The 25,530-nt window shown below is 54.7% G+C and carries 19 protein-coding genes and 1 tRNA gene; 17 read left to right on the plus strand and 3 right to left on the minus strand.

The window, feature by feature from the left end:
• The first annotated feature begins 56 nt into the window (after positions 1 to 56).
• The 16 genes from pth (at position 57) to J3P77_RS18480 (ending at position 20,902) form a co-directional block, all read left to right on the plus strand.
• The gene (gene pth, locus J3P77_RS18405; protein WP_434678008.1) at positions 57 to 641 is read left to right on the plus strand and encodes an aminoacyl-tRNA hydrolase; all 585 of its coding nucleotides are present in this window, start codon (positions 57 to 59) and stop codon (positions 639 to 641) included.
• Positions 642 to 662: 21 nt separating this feature from the next.
• A complete protein-coding gene (gene ychF / locus J3P77_RS18410) occupies positions 663 to 1,763 on the plus strand; it encodes a redox-regulated ATPase YchF (protein WP_434678009.1) in 1,101 nt (366 codons plus the stop codon).
• Positions 1,764 to 2,118: 355 nt separating this feature from the next.
• Entirely contained in the window at positions 2,119 to 3,192 is a 1,074-nt protein-coding gene (rfbB, locus tag J3P77_RS18415) for a dTDP-glucose 4,6-dehydratase (RefSeq protein ID WP_434678010.1), read from the plus strand.
• Positions 3,192 to 4,097 (plus strand): dTDP-4-dehydrorhamnose reductase, encoded by a 906-nt coding sequence (rfbD, locus tag J3P77_RS18420; protein ID WP_434678011.1) that lies wholly within the window; start codon positions 3,192 to 3,194, stop codon positions 4,095 to 4,097. The genes rfbB and rfbD overlap by 1 nt, the downstream gene beginning before the upstream one ends.
• Positions 4,094 to 4,984: a glucose-1-phosphate thymidylyltransferase RfbA gene (rfbA, locus tag J3P77_RS18425; protein ID WP_434678012.1), complete on the plus strand. Its 891-nt coding sequence runs from the start codon at positions 4,094 to 4,096 to the stop codon at positions 4,982 to 4,984. The genes rfbD and rfbA overlap by 4 nt, the downstream gene beginning before the upstream one ends.
• A 14-nt stretch (positions 4,985 to 4,998) precedes the next feature.
• On the plus strand, positions 4,999 to 5,943 hold the full coding sequence (locus tag J3P77_RS18430) for a glycosyltransferase (RefSeq protein ID WP_434682061.1): 945 nt from the start codon (positions 4,999 to 5,001) through the stop codon (positions 5,941 to 5,943).
• A 406-nt stretch (positions 5,944 to 6,349) separates the two neighbouring features.
• The gene (gene rfbC, locus J3P77_RS18435) at positions 6,350 to 6,895 is read left to right on the plus strand and encodes a dTDP-4-dehydrorhamnose 3,5-epimerase (RefSeq protein WP_434678013.1); all 546 of its coding nucleotides are present in this window, start codon (positions 6,350 to 6,352) and stop codon (positions 6,893 to 6,895) included.
• The gene (locus J3P77_RS18440) at positions 6,895 to 7,722 is read left to right on the plus strand and encodes an ABC transporter permease (RefSeq protein ID WP_434678014.1); all 828 of its coding nucleotides are present in this window, start codon (positions 6,895 to 6,897) and stop codon (positions 7,720 to 7,722) included. Before rfbC ends, J3P77_RS18440 begins: the two co-directional genes overlap by 1 nt.
• On the plus strand, positions 7,712 to 9,076 hold the full coding sequence (locus J3P77_RS18445) for an ABC transporter ATP-binding protein (protein WP_434678015.1): 1,365 nt from the start codon (positions 7,712 to 7,714) through the stop codon (positions 9,074 to 9,076). The genes J3P77_RS18440 and J3P77_RS18445 overlap by 11 nt, the downstream gene beginning before the upstream one ends.
• Positions 9,069 to 13,646 (plus strand): glycosyltransferase, encoded by a 4,578-nt coding sequence (locus J3P77_RS18450; protein ID WP_434678016.1) that lies wholly within the window; start codon positions 9,069 to 9,071, stop codon positions 13,644 to 13,646. Before J3P77_RS18445 ends, J3P77_RS18450 begins: the two co-directional genes overlap by 8 nt.
• A 55-nt stretch (positions 13,647 to 13,701) precedes the next feature.
• The gene (locus J3P77_RS18455; RefSeq protein WP_434678017.1) at positions 13,702 to 15,561 is read left to right on the plus strand and encodes a hypothetical protein; all 1,860 of its coding nucleotides are present in this window, start codon (positions 13,702 to 13,704) and stop codon (positions 15,559 to 15,561) included.
• A 25-nt stretch (positions 15,562 to 15,586) separates the two neighbouring features.
• A complete protein-coding gene (locus tag J3P77_RS18460) occupies positions 15,587 to 16,690 on the plus strand; it encodes a DegT/DnrJ/EryC1/StrS family aminotransferase (RefSeq protein ID WP_434678018.1) in 1,104 nt (367 codons plus the stop codon).
• Between the two features lie 2 nt (positions 16,691 to 16,692).
• Positions 16,693 to 17,637 (plus strand): glycosyltransferase family 2 protein, encoded by a 945-nt coding sequence (locus tag J3P77_RS18465; RefSeq protein WP_434678019.1) that lies wholly within the window; start codon positions 16,693 to 16,695, stop codon positions 17,635 to 17,637.
• Entirely contained in the window at positions 17,624 to 18,580 is a 957-nt protein-coding gene (locus J3P77_RS18470; RefSeq protein ID WP_434678020.1) for a WxcM-like domain-containing protein, read from the plus strand. Before J3P77_RS18465 ends, J3P77_RS18470 begins: the two co-directional genes overlap by 14 nt.
• A 53-nt stretch (positions 18,581 to 18,633) precedes the next feature.
• A complete protein-coding gene (locus tag J3P77_RS18475; RefSeq protein WP_434682062.1) occupies positions 18,634 to 18,984 on the plus strand; it encodes a GtrA family protein in 351 nt (116 codons plus the stop codon).
• 520 nt (positions 18,985 to 19,504) lie between these two features.
• A complete protein-coding gene (locus J3P77_RS18480) occupies positions 19,505 to 20,902 on the plus strand; it encodes a hypothetical protein (protein ID WP_434678021.1) in 1,398 nt (465 codons plus the stop codon).
• A 250-nt stretch (positions 20,903 to 21,152) separates the two neighbouring features.
• Here the strand turns inward: J3P77_RS18480 and J3P77_RS18485 are convergent, their stop codons facing one another.
• Together J3P77_RS18485 and J3P77_RS18490 are read right to left on the minus strand one after the other, a co-directional pair.
• Complete coding sequence (locus J3P77_RS18485) at positions 21,153 to 22,052, minus strand: glycosyltransferase family 2 protein (protein WP_434682063.1); 900 nt, start codon at positions 22,050 to 22,052, stop codon at positions 21,153 to 21,155.
• Positions 22,053 to 22,374: 322 nt separating this feature from the next.
• Positions 22,375 to 24,432 (minus strand): methyl-accepting chemotaxis protein, encoded by a 2,058-nt coding sequence (locus J3P77_RS18490; RefSeq protein WP_434678022.1) that lies wholly within the window; start codon positions 24,430 to 24,432, stop codon positions 22,375 to 22,377.
• Positions 24,433 to 24,847: 415 nt separating this feature from the next.
• Here J3P77_RS18490 and J3P77_RS18495 point away from each other — a divergent pair.
• A tRNA-Met gene (locus J3P77_RS18495) sits at positions 24,848 to 24,924 on the plus strand.
• 122 nt (positions 24,925 to 25,046) lie between these two features.
• Here J3P77_RS18495 and J3P77_RS18500 read toward each other — a convergent pair.
• Positions 25,047 to 25,523 (minus strand): arsenate reductase ArsC, encoded by a 477-nt coding sequence (locus J3P77_RS18500; protein ID WP_434678023.1) that lies wholly within the window; start codon positions 25,521 to 25,523, stop codon positions 25,047 to 25,049.
• Positions 25,524 to 25,530 lie beyond the last annotated feature (7 nt).

The following is a 25,530-nucleotide window of genomic DNA, read 5'->3' on the forward strand; positions in this document are numbered from 1 at the left end:
ACATTTGCCGCTGTCGCAAGCGGTGTTATCCACAACTCCAAGGAAGAGCCCCTGCCGTGACCGCCATTCAACTGATCGTTGGCCTGGGAAATCCAGGCGCTGAATACGAACAGACCCGGCATAACGCAGGGGCTCTTTTCGTTGAGCGTATTGCTGCGGCGCAACGAGTCAACCTCGTTCCCGAGCGCAAATTCTTCGGCCTGACCGGACGCTTCTCGCATCAGGGTCAGGATGTTCGTCTGCTGATCCCCACCACGTACATGAACCGCAGCGGCCAGGCAGTGGCGGCGCTCGCCGGTTTCTATCGCATTCCGGTCGACGCGATTCTGGTGGCCCACGACGAACTCGACCTGCCACCGGGCGTTGCCAAACTCAAAGTCGGCGGCGGTCATGGCGGTCATAACGGCCTGCGCGACATCATCGCCCAGCTCGGCAACCAGAACACATTTCATCGCTTGCGGCTTGGCATCGGCCACCCGGGCGATGCCAGCAAGGTATCGGGTTTCGTCCTGGGTCGCGCGCCGCGCGCCGAACAGGAGAAACTGGATGCCAGTATCGACTTTGCCCTCGGCGTGCTGCCGGATATCTTCGCCGGTGAATGGAACCGGGCGATGAAAAACCTGCACAGCCAGAAGGCCTGACATCACTCGAGGGGAAACATCATGGGATTCAATTGCGGCATCGTCGGCCTGCCCAACGTCGGCAAGTCCACCCTGTTCAACGCCCTGACCAAATCCGGTATTGCGGCTGAGAACTTTCCCTTCTGCACCATCGAGCCTAACAGCGGCATCGTGGCCATGCCCGACCCGCGCCTGGCGGCGCTGGCGGCCATCGTCAACCCGAAGCGCATCCTGCCGACCACCATGGAGTTCGTCGACATCGCCGGCCTGGTAGCAGGCGCCTCGAAAGGTGAAGGTCTGGGCAACAAGTTCCTGGCCAACATTCGCGAAACCGACGCCATTGCCCACGTCGTGCGCTGCTTTGAAGACGAAAACGTGATTCACGTTTCCAACAGCGTCGACCCGAAGCGCGATATCGAGATCATCGACCTGGAACTGATCTTCGCCGACCTCGACAGCTGCGAAAAGCAGTTGCAGAAGGTCACGCGCAACGCCAAGGGCGGCGACAAGGACGCAGTGGTCCAGAAAGGCCTGCTGGAGCAGCTGATCGCCCACTTCACCGAAGGCAAGCCTGCACGCAGCCTGATGAAGACCATGAGCAACGATGAGAAAGCCGTCATCCGCGGCTTCCATCTGCTGACCACCAAGCCGGTCATGTACATCGCCAACGTCGCCGAAGACGGGTTCGAGAACAACCCGCTGCTGGACGTGGTTCGCGCCATCGCCGAAGAAGAAGGCGCAATGCTGGTGCCGGTCTGCAACAAGATCGAAGCCGAAATCGCCGAACTGGAAGACGGCGAAGAAAAGGACATGTTCCTAGAAGCACTGGGCCTCGAAGAACCCGGCCTGAACCGCGTAATCCGCGCTGGCTACGAAATGCTGCACCTGCAGACCTACTTCACCGCCGGCGTCGAAGAAGTCCGCGCCTGGACCATCCGCGTCGGTGCAACAGCGCCGCAAGCCGCAGGCGTGATCCACACCGACTTCGAAAAAGGCTTCATCCGCGCCGAGTGCATCGCCTACGACGACTTCATTCAGTACAAGGGTGAAGCCGGTGCCAAGGAAGCCGGCAAATGGCGCCTGGAAGGCAAGGACTACATCGTTAAAGACGGCGACGTGCTGCACTTCCGCTTCAACGTCTGACCGTTGCCGTGGTTGTCACGGACAACTGGTTTAAAAAAGCCCCCGACTTGGCAAGCGAGTCGGGGGCTTTTTTTCGCCGGGGTGAACGCGTTCGTTTAAAGCACGGCGCGAGCAACTGTCACAGAGCCCTTTACTCGCGAGCGGATGGCAAAAGATGCCTTCGGCAAGCCGCCGGTTATTACCAATAATTTTTGGGGCATGGCCGTTCTTCTATGTAAAATGTCGCCCCTAACTACCACTTGCCGGCGAGTGTCTATAAACACAGGACCGGCACGGGTGTTCACAAGCGGCGATAGATCGCCATTGCTTCCACGGACCAGGCAGCGCCTTGTCATAACTCAAGGTAGACATTCTTTTGAAGATCCTAGTAACAGGTGGTGCCGGCTTCATCGGCTCGGCAGTCATTCGGCACATCATCTCCAACACGACTGACTCGGTCGTCAACGTAGATAAACTGACCTACGCCGGAAACCTCGAATCGCTTCAATCGGTTGATCAGAGTGAGCGCTACGCGTTCGCCCATGTGGACATCTGCGACCGCGAAGCCATCGACCGGGTTTTCAACGAGCACCAGCCTGATGCCGTTATGCACCTGGCGGCTGAATCCCACGTCGACCGTTCCATCAGTGGCCCGTCGGAATTCATCCAAACCAACATCATCGGCACCTACACGCTGCTCGAAGCAGCGCGCGGTTATTGGAACCAGCTGAGCGACACACGCAAAGCCGCGTTCCGGTTCCACCACATTTCGACCGATGAAGTGTACGGCGACCTGGAAGGCCCGGAAGACCTGTTCACTGAAACCACGCCTTACCAGCCAAGCTCGCCCTACTCCGCCAGCAAGGCCAGCTCGGACCATCTGGTACGCGCCTGGAGCCGAACCTACGGACTGCCAACCCTGGTAACCAACTGCTCGAACAACTACGGCCCGTGCCACTTCCCTGAGAAGCTCATTCCACTGATCATTCTCAATGCACTGGAAGGCAAGCCACTGCCCATCTATGGCAAAGGCGATCAGGTACGTGACTGGCTGTATGTCGAAGACCACGCTCGCGCGCTCTACAAAGTCGTGACCGAAGGCGAGATCGGCGAGACCTACAACATCGGCGGTCATAACGAAAAGCAGAACATCGAAGTAGTGCACACCGTTTGCGCCCTGCTCGACCAATTGCGTCCGGACTCGGCCTACCGCCCGCACGCGGACCTGATTACTTATGTACAGGACCGCCCCGGCCACGACCTGCGTTACGCCATCGATGCGAGCAAGATCCAGCGCGAGCTGGGCTGGGTCCCGGAAGAAAGCTTCGAATCCGGCATCCGTAAAACCGTCCAGTGGTACCTCGATAATCCTGAATGGGTGGCGCATGTGAAAAGCGGCAGCTATCAACAATGGATCGACAAGAACTACGCAGGACGCTCGGATAAATAATGAAAATTCTTCTGCTGGGTAAAAACGGTCAGGTGGGCTGGGAGCTGCAACGCTCGCTCACCGTATTGGGCGAAGTCATCGCTCTGGATCGCCATACCGTGGCAACGGCCTACGGTGAGCTTTCAGGCGACCTTTCGGATCTGGACGGGCTGCGGAACACGATACGTCGCGTCCAACCGCAAATCATCGTCAACGCTGCGGCCTACACAGCCGTTGATAAAGCCGAGACCGATCGGGAACTTGCACGTACGGTCAACGCCCTAGCCTCCCAAGTTCTGGCAGAAGAAGCATTGAAACTGGACGCCCTGCTGGTCCACTACTCCACGGACTATGTATTTGACGGTACGGGGACTACAGCCTGGAAGGAAACCGACAACGTGGCGCCGGGCAATTACTATGGCGCGACCAAGCTTGAAGGCGAGCAGCTCATCATTGCGACGGGCTGCAAACACCTGATCTTCCGCACCAGCTGGGTCTATGCAGCGCGCGGCAACAACTTCGCCAAAACCATGCTGCGCCTGGCCAGGGATCGCACCTCACTTAACGTGATCGCCGACCAGATCGGCGCGCCAACCGGTGCCGACCTGCTGGCAGATATCGCGACAGCCGCCTTGCAACAGGCGCTGGTTCGCCCTGAGCTCTGCGGTGTTTATCACCTTGCGCCAGCCGGCGAAGTGTCGTGGCATGCCTACGCGGAGTTCGCCATCAACTTTGCTCGCGCGCATGGGGAACCGCTGGCGGTCGAAACGATCAATCCTATCCCCACCACCGAATATCCCACTCCGGCTCAGCGTCCGTTGAACTCTCGTTTGAACACAGAGAAGCTGCGCCGTAATTTTTCCCTGCACTTGCCGGACTGGCAAAGTGGTGTAACCCGTATGCTCATGGAAGTTCTGAATAAATGACCACCATCAATCGTAAAGGCATCATCCTGGCCGGCGGCTCGGGCACTCGTCTGCATCCGCTGACCCTTGGCGTTTCCAAGCAAATGCTGCCCATCTACGACAAGCCGATGATTTTCTATCCGCTTTCGGTATTGATGCTGGCCGGTATGCGGGAAATTCTGATTATTTCCACGCCGGAAGACCTGCCATGTTTCCGTAAGCTGTTGGGCGACGGCAGCCAGTACGGGATTGAACTGACTTACGCCGAGCAGCCGAGCCCGGATGGCCTGGCGCAGGCTTTCATCATCGGCGAAGAGTTCATCGGCGACGATCCTTGCTGCCTGATCCTCGGCGACAACATTTTCTACGGTCAGCACTTCTCCGAAAACCTGCGCTCGGCCAGTCAACAGGCCAGCGGTGCGACCGTCTTCGGCTATCACGTGTCGGATCCCGAGCGTTTTGGGGTTGTCGAGTTCGATGAGACCGGTCGTGCGCTGAGCATCGAAGAAAAGCCTGCCGCTCCAAAGTCGAGCTACGCGGTGACCGGCCTGTATTTCTACGACAACCACGTCGTTGAGATCGCCAAGAGCATCAAGCCTTCCGAGCGCGGCGAACTGGAGATCACGGACGTAAACCGTGTGTATCTGGAACAAAAGAGCCTGAACGTTGAGATACTGGGCCGCGGCTTTGCCTGGCTCGATACCGGTACCCACGAGTCGCTGCTCGAAGCCAGCCACTTCGTGCATACCATCGAACAGCGTCAAGGCTGGAAGGTCGCGTGCCTGGAAGAGATCGCATACACCAACGGTTGGATCACACCGGAGCAGCTGGGTGAGCAGGCTGAGAAGCTGAAGAAGACGGGCTATGGCCAGTATCTGAAGAAGTTGCTGGATCTGGGCTCGTTCTGACATTGAGCGAAGTCATGCTGCCGGGCTGTCAACCGTATGAGCCTCCCAAGGTCGCCGTACTGTTGGCGGCTTTCAACGGTACATCCTGGATAGAAGAACAGCTCGACTCGATCCTGGCACAGGCCAGGGTCGAAGTCAGCGTATTCATCAGTGTCGATCCATCTACCGATGGAACCGAAGTCTGCTGTGCCTCTTACGCCCAGCGGCATGAAAACGTAACTCTGCTGCCACCATCGGGCCGCTTCGGCGGTGCCGCACGTAATTTTTTCCGGCTGATCCGGGATGTCGATTTATCCCCTTTCGATTACGTAGCCTTTTCCGATCAGGATGACATCTGGCTCCCTGACAAACTGGAGCGCGCCACCACTAGACTGGGGACGAAAGAATTCGATGCTTACTCGAGCAACGTCACCGCATTCTGGCCTGACGGCAAGCGGCTTCTAGTCGACAAGGCACAGCCTCAGGTTCGCTGGGATCATCTCTTCGAGGCTGCCGGCCCTGGCTGTACCTATGTGCTCAGCCAACGTCTAGCGGCTGCGTTCAAAACATCATTGCTCGAACGATGGGATGCCGCGCAGCAAGTCACACTCCATGACTGGTATTGCTACGCCTTCGCGCGCAATCATGACTTCCGCTGGTTCATCGATCCGGTTCCCACTATGGATTATCGGCAACACGCCGGTAATCAGGTTGGAGCAAACACGGGAATCGCAGCATTTGCGGCACGTTTGAAAACGATAACAAACGGCTGGTGGCCAGCTCAGGTGTTGTTGATTGCTCGACTGACCGAAGCACCCCATGGGCAGCCGCTTAAATCGAACGGGTCAACACGACTGCTGTTTCTTCAGTTGATATTCAAAGCAAATGCATGCCGAAGGAGAAGAAGGGATAAAGTCCTGTTTGTCATCGCATGCCTGGCGGCCAGCCTAAGCGTGCCAAGACACGCCGTTTCCGGTTGAACTTTCTGCATTCCAACCATCCAATCAGCGTGGCGTTAATCCTATGCTTTTCAACGGCCTTGCCCTCACTATCAGCATTTTCCTACACGCCGTTCAATGTTCGTGTGGAGCGGCTTATGTTAATGTGCGGCCTTTGTTTTTTGCGCCTTAAGGCCGCGAGCAGCCGGCCGTTGGACAGATAACCCGGTACCCAGCAAATACGTGTCCCCTAGATGGGATCGGCCTGTGATCCGCGATAAAAATGCTGCAGCGACGCAGGACCGCTCATTTCGCGAAGAGCACTCGACGATTCTGGGTCATCTCCCGGAGACGCTAGAACACTTATTAAGCAGGCTTCGCTGTAGCGGCTTGTCTGGGCTGATGCCATGCCCGCCCGCCCCGATCAGCATTTCGGAGATACGTACATATGAATGCTACACGCCTTGCAATCCCAGACGTCATCGTATTCGAGCCCAAGGTTTTCGGCGACGACCGTGGATTTTTCTTCGAGAGCTTCAACGAACGGGTGTTCGAGGAAACCGTTGGCCACCCGGTGCATTTCGTACAGGATAATCACTCTCGCTCAGTGAAAGGCGTTCTGCGTGGCATGCACTATCAGATCCAGCAGCCGCAGGGAAAGCTCGTCAGAGTGACTCAGGGAGAGGTATTCGACGTCGCAGTCGACTTGCGCAAAAGCTCGGCCACCTTTGGAAAATGGGTCGGTGTCCACCTCAGCGCTCAAAACAGAAAACAGCTTTGGATACCTGAGGGCTTCGCTCACGGGTTTGTTGTGTTGTCAGAGACCGCTGAATTTCTTTACAAGACCACCGACTACTGGGCACCACAGCATGAGCGGAGCCTGGCATGGAACGATCCGACTGTGGGAATCAGCTGGCCGTTCGAAGAAGCGCCAGCTTTGTCTGCTAAAGACCAGAAGGCCGTCAGCTTCGAAGATGCAGAGGTGTTCGCGTAGTGAATCCTCATTCAACGCCATCCGCCGGTCCCATCAGACTAGCGTCCAGCTTGTGGACCAACCGTTCACTTATCATGCAGATGACTAAGCGCGAAGTCATCGGACGTTATCGTGGTTCAGTGATGGGCTTGACTTGGTCGTTCTTCAATCCAGTCTTGATGCTTGCGGTCTATACCTTCGTGTTCTCGGAAATCTTCAGCGCACGTTGGGTGGGTGTGGACACAGGCAAAGGCGGCTTCGCCATTTTGCTCTTCGTGGGAATGATCGTGCATGGCCTCTTCGCGGAGTGCGCGAACCGAGCCCCATCCCTCGTGATGACCAACAGTAATTACGTGAAGAAGGTAGTGTTCCCGCTGGAAATTCTTCCTGTCATTACGCTCGGTTCAGCGCTGTTCCACAGCTGTATAAGCCTGCTGGTACTTGTCGCGGCGCAGTTGTTGATACTGAACACGCTGTACTGGACGGCGTTGCTCTTCCCCCTGATTCTGCTGCCACTGATTTTCGGCACCCTTGGGATCTGCTGGCTTCTTGCCTCATTAGGGGTATATCTGCGAGACGTGGGCCAAGTCATCACAGTCCTGACAACCGTCCTTCTATTTCTCTCACCTGTGCTCTACCCCATGGCTGCGCTCCCTGAAGCGTATCGTCCATGGCTACAGCTGAACCCGTTGACTTATATCATCGAAGAAAGCCGCAATGTGCTGCTGTTCGGTGGTACGCCTGACTGGTCAGATTGGGGAGTCGCATTGCTGATAAGCCTCGTAATAGCCGTTATAGGTTTCTGGTTCTTCCAAAAGACGCGCAAGGGTTTCGCTGATGTCATCTGATCAACCGGTTATCAGCGTCAAGAACGTCTCGAAGTGCTTTTACACGTATGACAAGCCGCGCGATCGTCTCAAGCAGGCGATCGTTCCTCGTCTTCAGCGCTGGTCAGGCCAGGATCCGACCACTTACGGTCGCGAGTTCTGGGCGTTGCGCGACATAAACTTTGATGTCAATAAAGGTGAAACAGTCGGCATCGTAGGCCGCAACGGATCAGGCAAGTCGACTCTGCTGCAAATTATTTGCGGAACACTGACCCCGACAATAGGCCAGATTGAAACGCGTGGTCGCGTGGCTGCATTGCTGGAACTAGGCTCTGGCTTCAACCCGGAGTTTACCGGGCGTGAAAACGTTTACCTGAACGCCGCAGTGCTAGGGCTGAGTCGCGACGAGGTTGATGACCGATTCGACGCGATTGCCGGTTTCGCCGACATCGGCGAGTTTCTCGATCAGCCGGTCAAAGCTTACTCAAGCGGCATGGCAGTACGCTTGGCTTTTGCCGTTCAGGCGCAGGTCGATCCCGAGATTCTGGTGGTCGATGAAGCGCTTTCAGTAGGCGATGCACGCTTTCAGGCCAAGTGTTTCGAGCGTCTTAGACAGCTGAAAGACAACGGCACCAGCATCCTGCTGGTGACGCACTCGAGCGAACAGGTAGTTACCCACTGCTCGCGTGCAATATTGCTGGAGAAAAGCCGGATAGAAATGATCGGCGAGTCACGCCCGGTGATCAATCGCTATACAGATATATTGTTCGGGCGTGAGAAAAGTCCTGTTACCGACAAAAGTCTGGACCTTGCTGAAGCTGAGCGCGTGGAGCTTCAGCCTTCGGCGCCTGACAACGTCGTGTTGCGTTTTGACGCAGACGCCTACGCTGAACGGTTCGGGTACAACTCGCATGAGTATCGCTGGGGAGACGGTGCCGCTACTCTTCTCGACTTTCATTTGAGCGCTTCGGGGCGCGAGTACCCTCCAAGCGTCGAGTCCGGCGAGCACATCACGCTCCAGGTGGCGATGCTGTTCAATCGGACGGTTATCAATCCGATCATCGGCTTCACGATTAAAACCAAGGAAGGCGTTACTGTTTACGGGACAAATTCTTACATGCTCGACTGCCGCGAGACTGACTTGATCGGTCTGGCGGGCTCCCGGGCGAAAGCCCTCTTGACATTCAAAAACGCACTCGCAACTGGTGATTATTTCATCTCCGTGGGAATCGCTTCTCGCCAGGGAGAAGATATTGTGCCCCATGACAGGCGGTACGACTCGATACACTTCGTGGTAGAGCCGACTCCAAAGCTTCTCGGCCTAGTTGATCTCGGCGCCTCTATAGACATTGAACCGGTAACCGTTGATGTTTGAACTGGATAAGTACGGCTACACCTTTGATTCAGACACGGCAGTTTGGGTTCGCTCTGACTACCAAGGCATTGCCTACAGTGACGGTGATAAGTCGGAGAACGAGCTGGCCGAGATCGTACGCAAAGCTCAGGACGTCTCGGTGTTTTCCAGTGAGCTTTCACTTAATTGCACGGATTGGCCAAAGCTCTATCACCTGAGTGCCAGCCGTGGAAATATATTCCGCCCCTTCGAGCACATGTTGAAAGACAGCTCAATCCTTGAAATCGGTGCTGGTTGCGGGGCAATAAGTCGATACCTTGGCGAAGCCGGCGCCCAAGTACTTTCTCTGGAGGGCAGCCCTCGCAGAGCGGCTATAGCTTCAAACCGAACTCGTGATCTGGCTAACGTCACAGTGCTTGCTGAAAGATTCGACGATTTCAAAGTCGATCAGCAGTTTGATATGGTTACCCTGATTGGTGTGCTTGAGTACGCCAGCATGTTTAGCAACGATGCGGACCCCGCATATGCCATGCTGGCTCGAATTCGCAAACTACTGAAGCCTGATGGCCGCTTGTTCATCGCCATTGAAAACCAGCTAGGGCTGAAATATTTCGCTGGTGCCCCGGAGGACCACGTCGGGGTCGCGATGTATGGGATCGAAGGCCGCTACGCAGATGGTCAGCCGAAAACCTTCGGCCGTAGGGACCTGGAACAACTGATTGCTCGGGCAGGATTTGAAACGTCCAGTTTTCTCGCTCCCTATCCAGACTATAAAATCCCTAACTCCATCATCACTGAGCGCGGATTCCACTCTGAAGAGTTTGACGCCGCCGCGTTGGCATGCCAGAACACTCGCAAAGATCCTCAGCTCCCGGCTAACACGACTTTTAATCTCGAAAAAGCATGGCCTGTTGTCATAAATAATCGTTTAGGCATGGATCTCGCCAACTCGTTTTTGGTCGTTGCCTCTCTTAACCAAGACAATCCTGTTCCTGAGTCTGCACTGGCATACCACTACAGCACCGGCCGTAGCGCTGAATACTGCAAAGGTGCTGTATTCGTCGAAACGGCAGAAGGCATCAAGGTGCGGTACCACCGTCTGTCAGGCACAACCACAACGGAGAGCGAAAGCGATCAGTTTAATTTCATTCTTCCGGCTGCTCATGACTACAGCCAAGGAGCTCTGCTAAGCCAGAAATTCCTGGAAGCCTCGACAACTGAAGGTTGGACGGTAGAAACATTCGAGCCGTTCATGCGTCTTTACCTAGACACGCTAGCACAGCTCCTCGCCGGGGAAGGTTACGCCGTGGCGCTGGATCGAGCCGATGAATGCTTGCCTGGTCATTACATTGATGCTGTTGCGCAGAACATCATCATCGACGGAAAGGGAAAACCTCACCTCATAGATATCGAGTGGGAAATGAAGGACGGGGTTGAGCTGGGACATCTGCTCATGCGCGGCCTCCTGCTGTTGATCGCTTCCGCGACGCCCTTTTATCCGACCGCTACGATGGTAAATAAACGCGATTTCATCACGCGCTTGCTAGCCAGCATCGGGATTACGGTCACCGACCACGAGCTGAACCGCTATGCAGTGCTGGAAGCTATGTTCCAGGTCAAAGTTACAGGTCGTGAAGCCACCAGCTTTTTAAACTGGTCTCCAGAAGCCACGCTTCAAAAACTGGGCTCACTAGGGAACGAACGGCCTCAGATCGCAACGCTGTACGTGGGCAACGCGGACGGCGCCTTCTCAGAGGAGCGGACCGAGAATCGCTTCGTGCATGACGGGCAGCAAACCCTTGCATTCACGGTCCCTGCAACATCGAAGTGCGGAGCGTTACGCTTCGACCCTGTGAACGCTCGACAAGCATTTTCCATTGATGCTATCAAGATTTATGTTGCCGACTCGGTCGTATGGCTCTGGCAAGACGGCATCGACCCACAACTCGACGCCGTTAAGACCACTTCACTGCACGACCCTGTTGACAACACTACGATGTTCATGGCGTTAGATGAAGATCCGTATGTGCTTCTGCCTCATGATATCAATTCGCTTATAGCTGAGAACTCGTTCAAAATACAGATCGCGTTTACTCTCTATACGGAAATGCAGATGGCTGACAGAATCCTTCAACAGGAAGAAGAACTCAAGCAAGCTCTTGAGTCCATATCGGATTTGAACCTCAAAGATCGTTCTGCCCTGAAAGCAATAGACGAAGCCCATGATGCGGCTCAGGAAAGCCGCCGTGTGGCATTGCAGGAGCTCGAGGCTGCCAACTTGGCATCTCAAGAAAGCCATCGCGTCGCGCTAGAAGAATTTGAAGCGGCCAATCTGACGGTTCAGGAGAATCACCGCCTCGCATTGGCAGAACTTGAGGCCGCCACCTTAATTGTTCAAGACAGCCACCGTCTTGCACTGGCGGAGCTGCAAGCTGCCAGCATCACAGCTCAGGAAAGCCATCGCTTGGCGTTAGCAGAACTTGAAGCCGCTAGCGTCGCTGCTCAGGAAAGCCATCGTATCGCATTGGCTGAACTTGAGTCGGCAAGCTCAGCAGCGCAAGAAAATCACCGCCGCGCGTTGATAGAGAAGGACACACATGTCCACAATTTGAATCTGCATATCATAGCTATGCAGTCGTCCTATAGCTGGAAAGTCACTGCTCCGCTAAGGAGGATGACCAGAGCATTTTTCCGAGCCAAACGCGCTGCCGCCGCTTTACCTCAGATCATTCGCCGTGGCGGGGGCATCTCCAGTACCGCGCGTAAAGCTTTCCGAGTCTGGCGACTAAGGGGCCTATCCGGCGTCATTGCCCAAGCTCGCTGGATTAAGAGCGACGCGCAGCACGTTTTCGTCGGGCAAGAAACTCGTGAGATCCCTGACCGCCACGACTATTCCCGCTGGGTCGAATATTACGACACGTTGGACGAGGTCGAGATAAAGCGGATCAACGAACATATGAATCGCTGGGTTGAATACCCGGTGATCTCTATCATTATGCCCGTTTACAACCCACCCCTGGATCTACTCAGGGAGGCGATCGACAGCGTTCGCGCTCAGCTCTATACACACTGGGAACTGTGCCTGGCTGATGATGCATCGACCAACCCGGCGGTCATTGAGTATCTGAAGTCACTTCGAACCCAGGACAAACGCATCAAGGTTGTCTTTCGAGATAGCAATGGCCATATATCTCAGGCCAGCAATTCGGCGCTGGCAGTCGCCAAAGGAGAGTTCGTCGCTCTCATGGATAATGACGACTTGTTGCCTCGTCATGCCCTGTACTGGATCGCGCGCACAATTCGCGAGAACCCTGAGGCGGGCCTGATCTATTCCGATGAAGACAAAATAGATACCGAAGGCGTTCGTAGCGCTCCTTACTTCAAGTCCGACTGGAACGAGTTTCTGTTCCGCTCCCAAAATATGATCTGCCACCTGGCTGCTTATCGTCGAGATCTAGTAAACAAGGTCGGGCAGTTTAGAGTCGGTTACGAGGGCGCGCAGGACTACGATCTTGCCTTACGCTGTGTAGACAGTCTTGAACGGAACCAGATCATCCACATCCCGCGTGTGCTCTACCATTGGCGGATCCATGCCGGAAGTACCGCAATGGCCGGCGACGAAAAACCCTACGCGGCACTCGCAGGAGTGAAGGCTCTTGACGACCACCTGCACCGCAAAGGGGACATCGGCTCGACCGAGTTGCTTCCTACCGGAATGTACAGGGTCCATTACAAGCTGCCAGAAAACCTGCCGCTGGTGAGCCTGATCATACCAACCCGAAATGCCCATGCATTGGTGAAGCAGTGTATAGACAGCATCAAAGCACTCACGACCTATCCCCATTATGAAATTATCCTGATTGATAATGGTTCGGACGAGCAGGAGTCACTGGAATATTTCGCTCAGATCGATCAGGAAGACAACATCCGTGTGCTGCGGGACAACGGCCCGTTTAACTACTCTGCGCTGAATAACGGTGCGGTGAAGATCGCAAAGGGCGAGTTGATCGGATTGATCAACAACGACATTGAAGTAATTACGCCGGACTGGTTGAGCGAGATGGTGTCAATCGCACTTCAACCCAAGGTCGGGGCGGTGGGCGCGCGGTTGTGGTACCCCGATGGCCGGCTGCAGCACGGTGGCGTCGTGGTCGGTGTGGGGGGCGTCGCAGGGCACTCCCATAAGTATCTTCCGAAAGGCGCTCATGGGTACTTCTGCAGAGCAGAGCTGATTCAGGAGTTTTCTGCTGTCACCGCAGCGTGTTTAATTATCAAGAAATCAATCTTCGACGAGGTTAGCGGCCTTAATGAAGAGAATTTGAAGATCGCTTTCAACGACGTGGATTTCTGCCTCAGAGTGCAAGAGGCTGGCTATCTGAACATTTGGACGCCGTTTGCAGAGCTTTACCATCACGAGTCTGCTACCCGCGGCCTTGAAGACACGCCACAGAAGCAGGAGAGATTCTCGCAGGAAATACAGTACATTAAGACTCGCTGGCCAAATATTCAGGTGGACTATACCTACAATCCTAACTTGACGCTGGATCACGAGGACTTTGGACTGGCTTGGCCTCCAAGAATTACAATTTAATGATAAATCTCTATCTGTCATGCAGGACATTCGACATGTATCGCAAGGGTATGCAATGAACGCCGCATATAAACGCGCCGAAAAGATAAAGGCGGCATCAAGACTGATACTGATAATTCTACCTGTCTTGAGCTTCCTAATAAGTGTCTGGTCGTGGCTACGATACGGAGTTGATATTCCGGTTTATGATGACTGGCGTCAATACAACGCGAACGATATGGGCCGCCTAGATTTAGCCTACCTGTTCACACCGCACAATGACACCTTGTATACGTTCGGATTACTGCTGGATTCTCTGGCGTTTCGTTTTCTCGACGGAAATACTGTTGCGTATCAATTTATCAGCATGATATTGGTGCTGGGAGGGCTATTGCTTCTGCAATGGAAGCTCTTGAAAAGATATGCCGGCGACACTACTTCCCTTGCAATAGCATTTTCCTTCACACTTCTGATGCTTCAGCCTGATACATACTGGGGTTGGCAGAACCTAGCTTACCATCAAGCCATACCGCTTCTGTGTGCCCTGGGAATATTCGTTATTGCCACAAGCCGAAGCCTTAACAAAATCTTGGGTCTAGCGGCGGTAATGGCATTAGGGTGCGTTTCAGGGCTATCTTACATAAGCGGTGCATTCTCAATGTTTGCGCTGAGCGCCGTTTGCATCGCGTATGGGCTGGTTACGGACAGACAGAATCGCAAAAACGTTCTGAATGTAGGCTGTGTGCTTATCATCCCCGCCGTGCTAACTACTGCGGCTCAGTTATGGGTAATCGTGGCAGTCCAACACGGCACGCACCGAGCTGACGCGCCTATGGCCTTCCCATGGGAAAGCGACTTTTGGCTGTTCATGCTTGGTAAAGTAGGAAGATCGCTGATGCTTCCCATGGCGCATCCGACTTTTTCGTTCCTAATAACGGTCGCTGCAACATGCCTGCTGGCATTTATTTGCTTTAAAAGTGTGCTCGCAGTGTCGCGAGAAAACAATTCACGTCCAACCGAGCCGCTATTCGTTTTCATCAGCCTTTGTGCGATTGTTTTCATTTATCTGCTATTGATCTCAGCGGGCCGTACAAACTTGCGCCCTGATACCACTGATGCGCCATTGGAAATTTTCACCTATGGATTTTATAGATTCCATTTTTTCTGGCTGACATTGTTATGGCCATGGATGGTGCTTTTACTACTTAACTGGCTGAAGGATGCAAAGAAAGCTGGATATCTGATTTTGCCTGCGGCGGTATTGTCTGCATGCCTATGGGCCGGAATGTGTTACTACACAAACATTATCGACAATAGCAGCTTTTATCGCGCGACAATGAAGCAGCGTACGGACGGCATTCAATGCATCCTGAATAAGATCCAACAGCCCGGACCTATCCAGTGCTCAAATATCGACCTCGGCAACATACAGAGCGGTATCAAAAATGCGCGTAATGCGGACGCGTCCTTTGCAAGAATTATTCGCCCGTTACCCATACCGATTGGCACTAACAATCCTGAGCCTGACTACCGATTGTCCGCCAACCTGGACAAGGCCGCACTGCATAACGCAGAAATATCGCACCGAGATCAAACTGGAATTAAATTGCTAACGCAGAGCGACCCGAGTCTCACATTCAAGACGACTAAAGACATCTCCAGATGTGAAATGCTGAATATCTCAGCCTCTCTCGTCACAGCCAATAGCAGCGTGGCCCAAATCTTCTACCTGGTTCCCGGTGACAACGGCTACAACGAGGTCCACTCTGTAACGACCGGAGTTGCAGCCTCTCTCGCCCCCCAGCAACTTGACTTTACAATTAGCAGCTCCACCGGCTTTGAAAATCAGATCAGGTTCGACCCGGTCACTGGAGCGCAAACACTAAATATTCTTGACTTGGAAGTTCGCTGCCGTTCCTTCCTTAACGCGAACTAACTAGGCTTTTGGAGCACGTAACAATATGAACCCGATTCCTTTATTCTCAGCGGTAGCTGCCAACGATGGCTTGGATTTCGTTACACCCATCCAAAAGGTTCTAGATAGTCATTGGTATGTTTTAGGCCAGGAAGTCGGTCTCTTTGAGGAAGAATTCGCCGCGTATGTGGGCGTAGACCACTGCATCAGCGTGGCGAACGGCTCCGATGCGCTCGAGCTGGCGCTGAAAGGCTTAGGCGTCATTCCTGAGAATCGTGTGATCGCGGTCGCGAACGCTGGCTTCTACGGCAGCACGGCGATTCATGCTGTAGGAGCACAGCCCATCTATGCGGACATCGACCCAGTTACACTGACCCTCTGCCCCACTTCACTGGCAGCCATGATTTCCGACGTAAAACCGGCCGCCATCATCGCAACTCACCTATACGGCCAACTGGCAAACATAGAAGAAATCGTGCGTGTCGCCGAGACTGCTGGCATTCCAGTTCTGGAGGACTGCGCTCAGTCCCATGGCGCACGGCGGAACGGCAAACAAGCCGGTAGCTTCGGGACGGTGGCATGCTTCAGCTTTTACCCCACCAAAAACCTAGGAGCGCTTGGTGATGGGGGTGCAGTTGTGACCGCTGACTCGGTACTCGCAGCCCGTATTCGCCAGCTTCGGCAGTATGGCTGGGACCAGAAGTATCGCGTGGCGGTACCCGGCGGACGCAACAGCCGTCTTGACGAGATGCAGGCCGCGATTCTGCGCGTCAAGCTGCCTCTGCTTGATACCTGGAATGAGCAGCGTCGTTCAATCGCCCAGCGTTACAATGCAGCGTTTGCGGGTCTAGGTCTCATCCTCCCGGCTTCTGTGGGTGATGACTACGTCGCACATCTATACGTGGTGCGTGTAAACGACAGGGCAGCGTTCAGCGCGGCCATGAAAGCTGAATCAATCAGCACGGATATTCACTATCCGATCGCCGACCACAAACAGCCGGCTTACCTCCATACCGCGCGTGCCACCCTAAGCGTCACCGAACGCGCCTGCGACACCGTTATCTCGCTGCCGTGCTTCCCCGGCCTGAGCGACGAAGAAGTCAACCGCGTCATCAGGGCCGTGACTGCGTATTTTTCCAAGGAGATGTAATTTTGCTGACATTGGTCATTCCGGTATATCGCAACGAGAGCAATCTCCCGGATTTGCTTAAGGCAGTCGCTGCTCTTGACGTGCAGCTTGAGCACGCCCTGGAAGTGGTATTCGTTGTCGACGGCAGTCCTGACCGCTGTTACGAAATTCTTCGGGAGCAGCTACCTGCCCAGCCGTTCACGTCGAAGTTAATTCTGCTTTCAAGAAACTTTGGATCGTTCATGGCTATTCGGACCGGTCTTCAACACGGTAGCGGCGATCGTTATGCGGTAATGGCTGCAGACCTGCAGGAACCGCCCGAACTCGTCCTGAGGATGAATCAGGTATTGAACGGGGGGGACGCCGACGTGGTGGTAGGCGTGCGTGAAGCTCGCCAAGACCCTTGGGCGACGCGCACCGCTTCCAGAATATTCTGGGGTTTTTACCGACGATATGTCATACCAGAGCTGCCACCCGGCGGCGTGGATATGTTCGCTTGCAACAAAGCCTTCCGAGATACACTTCTGACGCTAGAAGAGCGGCACAGCTCCTTGATTGCGCAGATTTTCTGGATGGGTTATCGCCGAGAAGTTGTAACCTATACCCGACAGGAAAGGATGCACGGCACCTCTGCATGGACCTTCCGTAAGAAAGTCAATTACCTCATGGACAGCGTGTTTTCGTTTACGGACATGCCGATCAGGCTGCTGACCAGAGTCGGCGCTTTCGGTTCTGGCCTGGCGGCGCTTTTCGGAGTAATAACGCTGATAGCGAAACTGGAAGGCATGATTGATGTGCCGGGTTACGCCATGATCATGCTCACCATAACCTTCCTCGGATGCTTGAATTTGCTAGGCTTGGGAATCGTCGGGTCCTACGCATGGCGTACCTACGAAAATACAAAGAACAGACCCTTGGCCATCCCCATGCGCGTCGAAAGATTCGGAGATACCGATGAGCACCTTTAAGGAATTTTTTGTCCATAGTCATGCTCTGTGTGAGTCCGAGAAAATCGGGAAAGACTCGCGGGTATGGGCGTTCGCGCACATTCTGCCGGGCGCAGAGCTGGGTAGTGAATGTAATGTGTGCGACAACGTATTCATCGAAAACGATGTAATCATTGGTAACCGAGTGACGCTGAAATGCGGAGTTCAGGTGTGGGACGGCATAACGATCGAGGACGATGTATTCATAGGCCCGAATGCCACTTTTACCAACGACCTGTTTCCGCGCAGTAAGGTCTACCCACAGACGTTCGCCCGCACCATTATCAGGAAGGGGGCTTCTCTGGGGGCCAATTGCACCATTCTGCCTGGCATCACCATTGGCATCAACGCTATGGTGGGCGCCGGTGCAGTAGTAACAAGGTCCGTGCCTCCCAACGCAATTGTGGTAGGTAACCCTGCAAAAATCATCGGCTATGTAAACGCCAAGCCTGTGAGCGCGAGCAATGAGGCGGCTGCTGATCCCTCTGCACCTAGTGTGACGCCGACCTCAGTGCGTAACGTCACTCTCCACAGGCTGAATGAAGTCACCGATATTCGAGGCAGCCTGTCTGCGGGTGAGTTTGAAAGATCGATCCCGTTCAAGTCCGAAAGATACTTTCTGGTGTACGACGTTCCCACTGCGGAGACACGGGGCGAGCATGCCCACCGGCTTTGCCATCAGTTTCTCGTCGCCGTAAAAGGCTCCGTTCATGTGGTGGCCGATGATGGTATAACTCGCGAAGAATTTGTTCTCGACAAGCCTAATCAAGGCATCCATCTTCCGCCGATGACGTGGGGCATTCAATATCGCTATTCCCCTGATGCAGTGCTATTGGTCTTTGCTTCACACTATTACGACTCGGCGGATTACATACGTGACTATGACGAATTCAAATCTTTGATTACCGAACAGGGGTCGCGCTGAAATTGAATCAGGCGATCTCGAAACTATTGAACAAAGGCTTTGCCCGATTCCTGATGTCAGGCGGTGTGAACACCGCCCTGACCTACGGGCTGTACCTTTTACTTTTGCTGTATTTCCCCTATGCGGTGAGTTACACCATTTCTTACATAAGCGGAATTCTGCTCGCTTACGTGTTGAATCGTTTTTTCGTTTTCAAGAGCCATAGGGGAATCCGTTCTATCCTGTTGCTTCCTCTCATTTACCTTGTCCAATACCTGTTGAGCCTTGTCATACTTTGGTGGTGGGTTGAGCAGTTGCACTTTGACGCAAGAGTAGCGCCCTTGATTGCCATTGCAATCACGCTGCCTGTTACTTTTGTTCTGTCAAAGCTGGCGTTCTCCGATAAGAATTCAGTCCAAGGGTGAACGTGCTCAGTCAAACTCAGGGGCGGGACTCCGCCATTATGGCAACAGAGCCGTTCAATGCTCCGATGGCCACCGCTGTGAATGCGTGACACTCGAACCTTACAGCCCGAGGATGCCCCTAGCGCCTGACTTTCCAACGGACCGATGTTCAGCGTTGCCGGTACCAGATATGACATATGGCTGACGCCTCAAGCGCGATGACGCTGACAGGCAGGACGAAGAGGCAGAAGGCAGCGAACCGGATGAGTCCCGCCGTAAGAAGGGCAGCGAAAGAAGCGACTAACAGGTACGGCCTACAAAAGGCATAGTGCACGCCATTGTGATACGACGCGGAATACACCATGAATCATGCAGCGCACAAACATGGAGCGAATGGACTCCTGCTCTGGTCCATAGCGGCCATTTCGTTGCGGGGAATTTCCTCTGGCAGGGCCATGACGGCTTCAATCTTTGGGACGAAGGATACCTCTGGTACGGCGCCCGACAATTACTCGCAGGCGAGATTCCGATTAGGGACTTCATGGCATATGATCCGGGACGGCACTACTGGTCAGCCGGATTTTTTTTGCTTTTCGGTGACAACGGAATCATCCCTTTACGCATAGCAGTAGCAGCCTTTCAAACATCGGGCGTATATGCGGGCTTATGGACTATTTCCGTCGGACTGCGAGAGACCACCGCAAAAAACGTTCTTTACCTGTGCATTGCCGCCATCACTCTTATGACCTGGATGTACCCACGCCATAAGATTTTTGATATCTCGATTTCAATGATGATTGTCGCAGGGATTACTTACTTACTGATCAACCCTGTAACAGTACGATATTTCTTGCTCGGCGCCCTTGTAGGCCTTGCCGCAGTATTCGGCCGCAATCACGGCGTTTATGGCGTGGCGGCCAGCTTGCTCGCCATTATCTGGCTAATGATCCGAACAGCTCAAACGTGTCATATCTGGAGGGGCCTTGCGGTCTGGGCAACGGGCGTCATCATAGGCTATACGCCAGTTTTGATTATGTGCCTGCTCATACCAGGCTATTTTGGTGCGTTTGTCGAAACCATTATTTTCATGTTTCAACAAGGTAACACCAACCTCCCCCTTCCTATACCCTGGCCATGGACGGTTGGATTTGGTGGTGCAGGCTACATCATGGAAACAAGGTGGTTCCTGATAGGGGTCTGCTTCATGGCTCTGGTAGCATTCGGCGTAGGAACACTAGGATGGATATTCAGGCAGCGACTTCGAGGTAATTATGTACGGCCCGAACTAATCGCGGCGGCCTGCACCGCACTCCCCTACGCTCACTTCGCTTTCGCCCGAGCGGATTTGGGCCATCTGGCACAAGCAATTTATCCTCTACTGCTCGGACTGCTGATCTCCTTGGCGGCACTCAGATCGTGGTTCGCACGATTGGGACTGAGCGCGCTTACCGGATCAGTGAGCCTATTCATACTGGCTGCTTGGCAGCCTGGCGTTCTGGCGCGCACTCAGGACGGATGGAGGCAACTAGATGTATCAGGCTCGACCCTGTCCATGGATGCTAGCACCGCTGAAGCAGTAGAGCTTTTGCGAGGCTTGACTGCCCGCTATGCTGCAACGGGACGGTCGGTACTTGTGGCGCCTTTTTGGCCAGGCGCCTACGCTCTGCTGGACAGGCGCGCGCCACTATGGGAAATCTATGCACTATCGCCTCGCGCTGAAAAATTCCAGCAAGCAGAAATCGAGCGTATAAAAAAAGCAGATCCAGGCTTTGCTTTGGTCATGAACGTGGCAATGGACGGGCGGGAAGAATTAAGATTTTCCAACTCTCACCGGCAGATTAACGACTACATTCGCACCCATTTTGAAATCGTTCCAGGCTCCCCAAATCCTGCGTACGAGATATATAAAGCTCCAATGAGCGCAAAGGCAGCGCCCTGAACGCGGCATACCATTTCACAACGTGTTGGGCGCGAATGCTATTTCGTGTTCGAACGCCCTAACCATATAGCGATGCCATCGCGCAGCTCCACTGACAGCACCAGAGACTGCGCGAACCATAATCCACGATATTGAAGAAAACAGGCTACTCACCTAACATTCCTACTCGCCAAACTGATCCAACCAGCTATGGCAGCTATACAGCGCAACACACCTACAGATCACCACTCTCTTTCTCACCACAAAAAGACTAAACTTTTCCTAAAAAAACTGCTAAAAGAAGGCTAACATCACCCTGGATAGTCTGTCTGTAAACTCCCGACTTTCGAAAACTCAGAACCCGCTTTATCAGCTTCTCCTTCCTACCGCGGTCAAAAAACATTAATGCCTTTACGCTACCCTCTGTCAGCAACGGATGCATCATTTTCAATATGTGGACGTTTGCATCATTCCACTTAACGAAGCGCCCTTGAAGCATTCTCCTCAACCGCATCACGCGTGCTTTAGCAGAGGAATTGGCACCGATTAAATTACTTGGATGCTGTCGATAATCAAGACTTGGCTCGCGATCATAAACCACATGACCGCCACACCCCGTAACGAGCAAGTATGTCAACCAATCGTGCGCTACCAATGATGCTTGCCCTGGTAACTTGAGAAGCAGGGTACGTGCAGACTGGTTGACAAGCATTGTATTGGCGCCCGCAATGCTCTGAACCAAAGCATTTTGAAACGAAGGCGGCCTGACGAACAGCGGCGAAAAGCCAATGACTTTGTTGTTTGCGTCTACAAGGCGGGTTCTCGAACAATACAGCGCTGGCTTTGTCTCTCCGAGCGGCAGCAGACGGGCAATACTTCGTTCCAGCTTATCAGGAAACCAAATGTCATCCTGATCGCTGAAGGCAAAGAAGTTCCCTACTACTTCCGGCCTGCGAACCAGTGAAATGAAGTTTTCTGCAAAACCAAGGCAAGGCCCTTCGAAGATAGTTAGACGGCCTTCCCCCCACAGGTTCTGATAATCGCTCAGAATCTGTCGCGTCGCGTCTGTTGACCCATCGTCGGATACATAGAGGGTCCAGTTCCTAAACGTCTGAGCGCCAAACGATTCCAGCTGTTCTCTTAGATAGGGCGCACCGTTATAAGTACACATCAGGATGGCAACGTGCGTCGGCAGCTTGAACGCGTCGGGTATTGAAGGACCACACCCTGGCGCCAGGGTCACGCTGCCTGTCATGTTCGTCCTGGTTAACCGCATTCTCAAGGAAACCTTCGTATAAAGCCCTCGAGTTTACCCGCTTGTCATATCCCAGTCAGCATAATGGAGGCACCCTCGTTGCCAATGTTAAAAAATAGCCTTTTCCTACAAAATAAAATGAACTTTTTGGTTCTCGCCCAGCACATCTGGCCCTCAGCCTCGACTCATAATGGGGAACAAACCAAAGGTTGCTTCGCTTGTTTAGGGAACTGCCCCATCACCCCAACCTAAACCGCGCCGTGTTCTCATTCAAAGCCCGGCTCCCCTGACTCAAGGTATCCGCCGCACGGTTCACCGCCCTGGCGCCGTCCAGCAGTCGCCCGGCTGCCTGGTCCACCTGCTGGATGTTGCTGCTCACTTCATCCGCGGTATATGCCTGCTCTTCGACGGCGGTGGATATCTGGGTCAAGGTATCGGTCACGCCTTGCACCGCTGTCGCGATCTCGCCCAGGCGGATGCCGAGACCGGCGACGGATTGGGCGTCCGTGACTGCCTGGCCGCACGCGGCTTCCATCAGGTTGACGGCCTGGGTCACGGTGGAGCGCAGGCTGTCTACCGTTCCGGCGATTTGTGCGGTGGACGCCTGGGTGCGTTGCGACAGGCTGCGCACTTCGTCCGCGACCACAGCGAAGCCCCGACCTTGCTCGCCGGCACGCGCGGCTTCGATGGCAGCGTTCAGCGCCAGCAGGTTGGTTTGTTCGGCGATGCCCCGGATGGCGTCGACCACGGACTGGATCTGCTGGCCTTGCTCGCTGACTCGCCCCAGTGCGGCGGCGGTGTCGGTCAGGCGCTGGTTGAGCTGTTGAATGCTGTCGGTCGTGCGCTGGCTGTCGCGACTGCTTTGCTCGGCGATCTGCCGCGTCTGGCGAGCACTGTCCGACGCCTGTTCGCAACTGCGTGCCACGCCTTGCGAAGTGGCAGCCAACTGGGTCGCGGCCGCCGCGATCTGGCTGATCTGCTGTTGCTGCTCTTCCACTTCGTTGAGCGTCCCGCTGGACTGGGCATTGAGCGTGGTGACGGCCTCCCCTACGCGCAGGGTCTCTTGATTGACGCCCAACAAACTGGTGCGCAGTTGCACGACCGCGACGTTGAGCGCCTTGCTGATGGAGGCGAGTTCGTCGCGCCCTTGCACCGACACTTCCACGCACAGGTTTCCGTCGCGCAGCGATTCGGCAAGCGTGGTGATACCGCTCGCGCTGCGGCGAATCGACGCCTGCAGGCAGGCAAACAGGTACAGGGCGGCGAGCAACAGCACGCCAAAGACAATCGCCAGTGGAATGAACGCCATGTTCGCGGCGTTGCGATGGTAATCAAGCCGCTCGTTCAGTGATGCCAGCGATTGTTTGCGCAGGTCTGCCATGCCCCCGAGGAGCGTGTCGATGCTGCGCTCGAATTCCTGCGGCTTGAGTTTGATCGTGCCACCGAAAACGCCATCGTCGAGCACTTTGAGTTCTGCATCCAGCATCGCAGCCGAAGCCTTGTACTTGTCTGCCCAGTGCGCGAGTTCAGGAGGAAGCCTGGAGAGCAGCAGATCACCGGCCTTGTGCATTTGCTCTTTGGCGTCATCGATACGGCTGCGCAAGTCGCGCATCTGCAGGCGGCTCTGCAAGCTGAACTGGCCGGAAACCACGGAAGTCTGGCCGATGCTGGAGGTCCGACCGATGCGCTCGACCAGATCCGGGATCTGCTGCGTCGACAGCTGCATCAGCAGGTAGGTTTCAAGCCAGGGATCGAGCATCAGGCCGCTGTCCATGCCAATCTGCTCGCGCAGACTCTGAACCTGACTCAAGGCTGAGGTAAAGCGATCGTAGCCATCAGGCCACCAGCCGACAGTTCGCAGTGCGGCCGTATCCATGCCAGTAACAGCCGCTTGAACGGCTTTATAACGGGCCATGGTGTCGGCGCTCGCGCCTTCATGCGCCAACACGGTGCCCAGCGACGCCAGCGCCTGCGCCATTTTGGGGCCGCCAGCGTCCACGCGCTCTATGGCGGCTTTGGCTTCGGGGGTCGGCTCACGGAGGATATCGACGGCCTTCCAGCGCGCGGCGCGATCGCGCTGCGCGGACAGTTCTGCGTCCAGGTCATCAAGCGCCCTCAGCTGTCGCGTGCCCGACTGCTCGCCGGAGATCACCGCCAGCTTGCTGCGGTAATCCTGCGAGATTACCCAGATGCTGCCCAGTAAAGGCAGCATGAATAACAGGAACAAGACCTGAAACTTGCGAGCAAACCCGAAGCGCCCCATAAGGCGCATGCCCGGCGACAAAAGACTGTTCATGTCCTGCAACTCCTTTGAGCCCGCGCTGGCGACTGACTGCGCGAGTATCATCTGACCCGAAAAGATTACCGGCAAAATGCCATACCACTACTCCCATCCAAGCAAGAACCGGACCCGTCAGGCCAGCAGGCAACATAAGCGTTTCAGAAGCGGCTACAGCCGTCTGGCGCACCACTTTGCGGCAAAGGGCTTTGAGCGAGGCAGGACTGACATACAGGCGAGGTGGGATGTTGGCGCGTAACCGGGCTGCAAAGCGTCACCTCCGGAAACAGAAGCGCGGTGCCAGGCCCGCGTCATTACCGACCTGCAGACGCCGGCGGAATGGCTTCAGAACCTAACCGATTGATCACACGCAAATATTTTTCAGAACAACGCTTGACAGGTATCCGTTATCCACGAATAATGCGCGCCACTTGGCTACATAGCTCAGTTGGTTAGAGCATAGCATTCATAATGCTGGGGTCCGGGGTTCAAGTCCCTGTGTAGCCACCAAGTACCTGCCACTAGATGCATAGCGTCTTGTGGCAAATCAAGAAGCCCGCCTTGTGCGGGCTTTCTTGTTTCTGGCAGAAGCAAATGCTGGCAACAAGCCGAGGCCCGTTTCAGCGCCGCACTCAGCCAGCTATCCCCCCAATCCTGTCGAGCGCCTGTTTAAGCTCAGCAGGGCTCAGCATCTTCAGATCAAGCGCGAACAGAGCATCAAAGCGTCGACGGATGTGCTCGACAGTAGCGTCGAAGGCTGCCTGGACCTGCTCGTCACTACCTGTGACCTCAGACGGATCCGCCAGCCCCCAATGGCTTTTTACCGCTGGCCCGAAGTACACCGGGCAGGGTTCGCCACCCGCCTTGTCACATACAGTGATGACGATGTCAGGTGGATTATCTGCAAAGCTTTCCGACCCTTTGCTGTGCAGCGTCGAGGTGTCCACTCCCAGACTTTGAAGCGTGCTGACCGCACGAGGGTTCAAGCGACCACTTGGGAAGCTGCCGGAGCTCACTGCGGTGAAACCGGCTGGGGCGATGTGATTGAACAGCCCCTCGGAAAGCACGCTGCGACAGCTGTTGGCTGTACACATGAACAGAATCTTCATCGTTTCT

The organism is Pseudomonas sp. R1-18 (assembly GCF_051132095.1).
Taxonomy (GTDB): Bacteria; Pseudomonadota; Gammaproteobacteria; order Pseudomonadales; family Pseudomonadaceae; genus Aquipseudomonas.

Coding starts and splice junctions, on each gene's coding strand:
- J3P77_RS18475 (WP_434682062.1), top strand. CDS start 18,634: ATGTCAGGCGGTGTGAACACCGCCCTGACCTACGGGCTGTACCTTTTA.
- J3P77_RS18485 (WP_434682063.1), bottom strand. CDS start 22,052: ATGTGTACTTATAACGGTGCGCCCTATCTAAGAGAACAGCTGGAATCG.
- J3P77_RS18500 (WP_434678023.1), bottom strand. CDS start 25,523: ATGAAGATTCTGTTCATGTGTACAGCCAACAGCTGTCGCAGCGTGCTT.
- J3P77_RS18460 (WP_434678018.1), top strand. CDS start 15,587: ATGAACCCGATTCCTTTATTCTCAGCGGTAGCTGCCAACGATGGCTTG.
- J3P77_RS18490 (WP_434678022.1), bottom strand. CDS start 24,432: ATGAACAGTCTTTTGTCGCCGGGCATGCGCCTTATGGGGCGCTTCGGG.
- J3P77_RS18455 (WP_434678017.1), top strand. CDS start 13,702: ATGAACGCCGCATATAAACGCGCCGAAAAGATAAAGGCGGCATCAAGA.
- J3P77_RS18480 (WP_434678021.1), top strand. CDS start 19,505: ATGGCATATGATCCGGGACGGCACTACTGGTCAGCCGGATTTTTTTTG.
- J3P77_RS18430 (WP_434682061.1), top strand. CDS start 4,999: ATGCTGCCGGGCTGTCAACCGTATGAGCCTCCCAAGGTCGCCGTACTG.
- rfbD (WP_434678011.1), top strand. CDS start 3,192: ATGAAAATTCTTCTGCTGGGTAAAAACGGTCAGGTGGGCTGGGAGCTG.
- J3P77_RS18445 (WP_434678015.1), top strand. CDS start 7,712: ATGTCATCTGATCAACCGGTTATCAGCGTCAAGAACGTCTCGAAGTGC.
- rfbA (WP_434678012.1), top strand. CDS start 4,094: ATGACCACCATCAATCGTAAAGGCATCATCCTGGCCGGCGGCTCGGGC.
- rfbC (WP_434678013.1), top strand. CDS start 6,350: ATGAATGCTACACGCCTTGCAATCCCAGACGTCATCGTATTCGAGCCC.
- J3P77_RS18470 (WP_434678020.1), top strand. CDS start 17,624: ATGAGCACCTTTAAGGAATTTTTTGTCCATAGTCATGCTCTGTGTGAG.
- J3P77_RS18450 (WP_434678016.1), top strand. CDS start 9,069: ATGTTTGAACTGGATAAGTACGGCTACACCTTTGATTCAGACACGGCA.
- ychF (WP_434678009.1), top strand. CDS start 663: ATGGGATTCAATTGCGGCATCGTCGGCCTGCCCAACGTCGGCAAGTCC.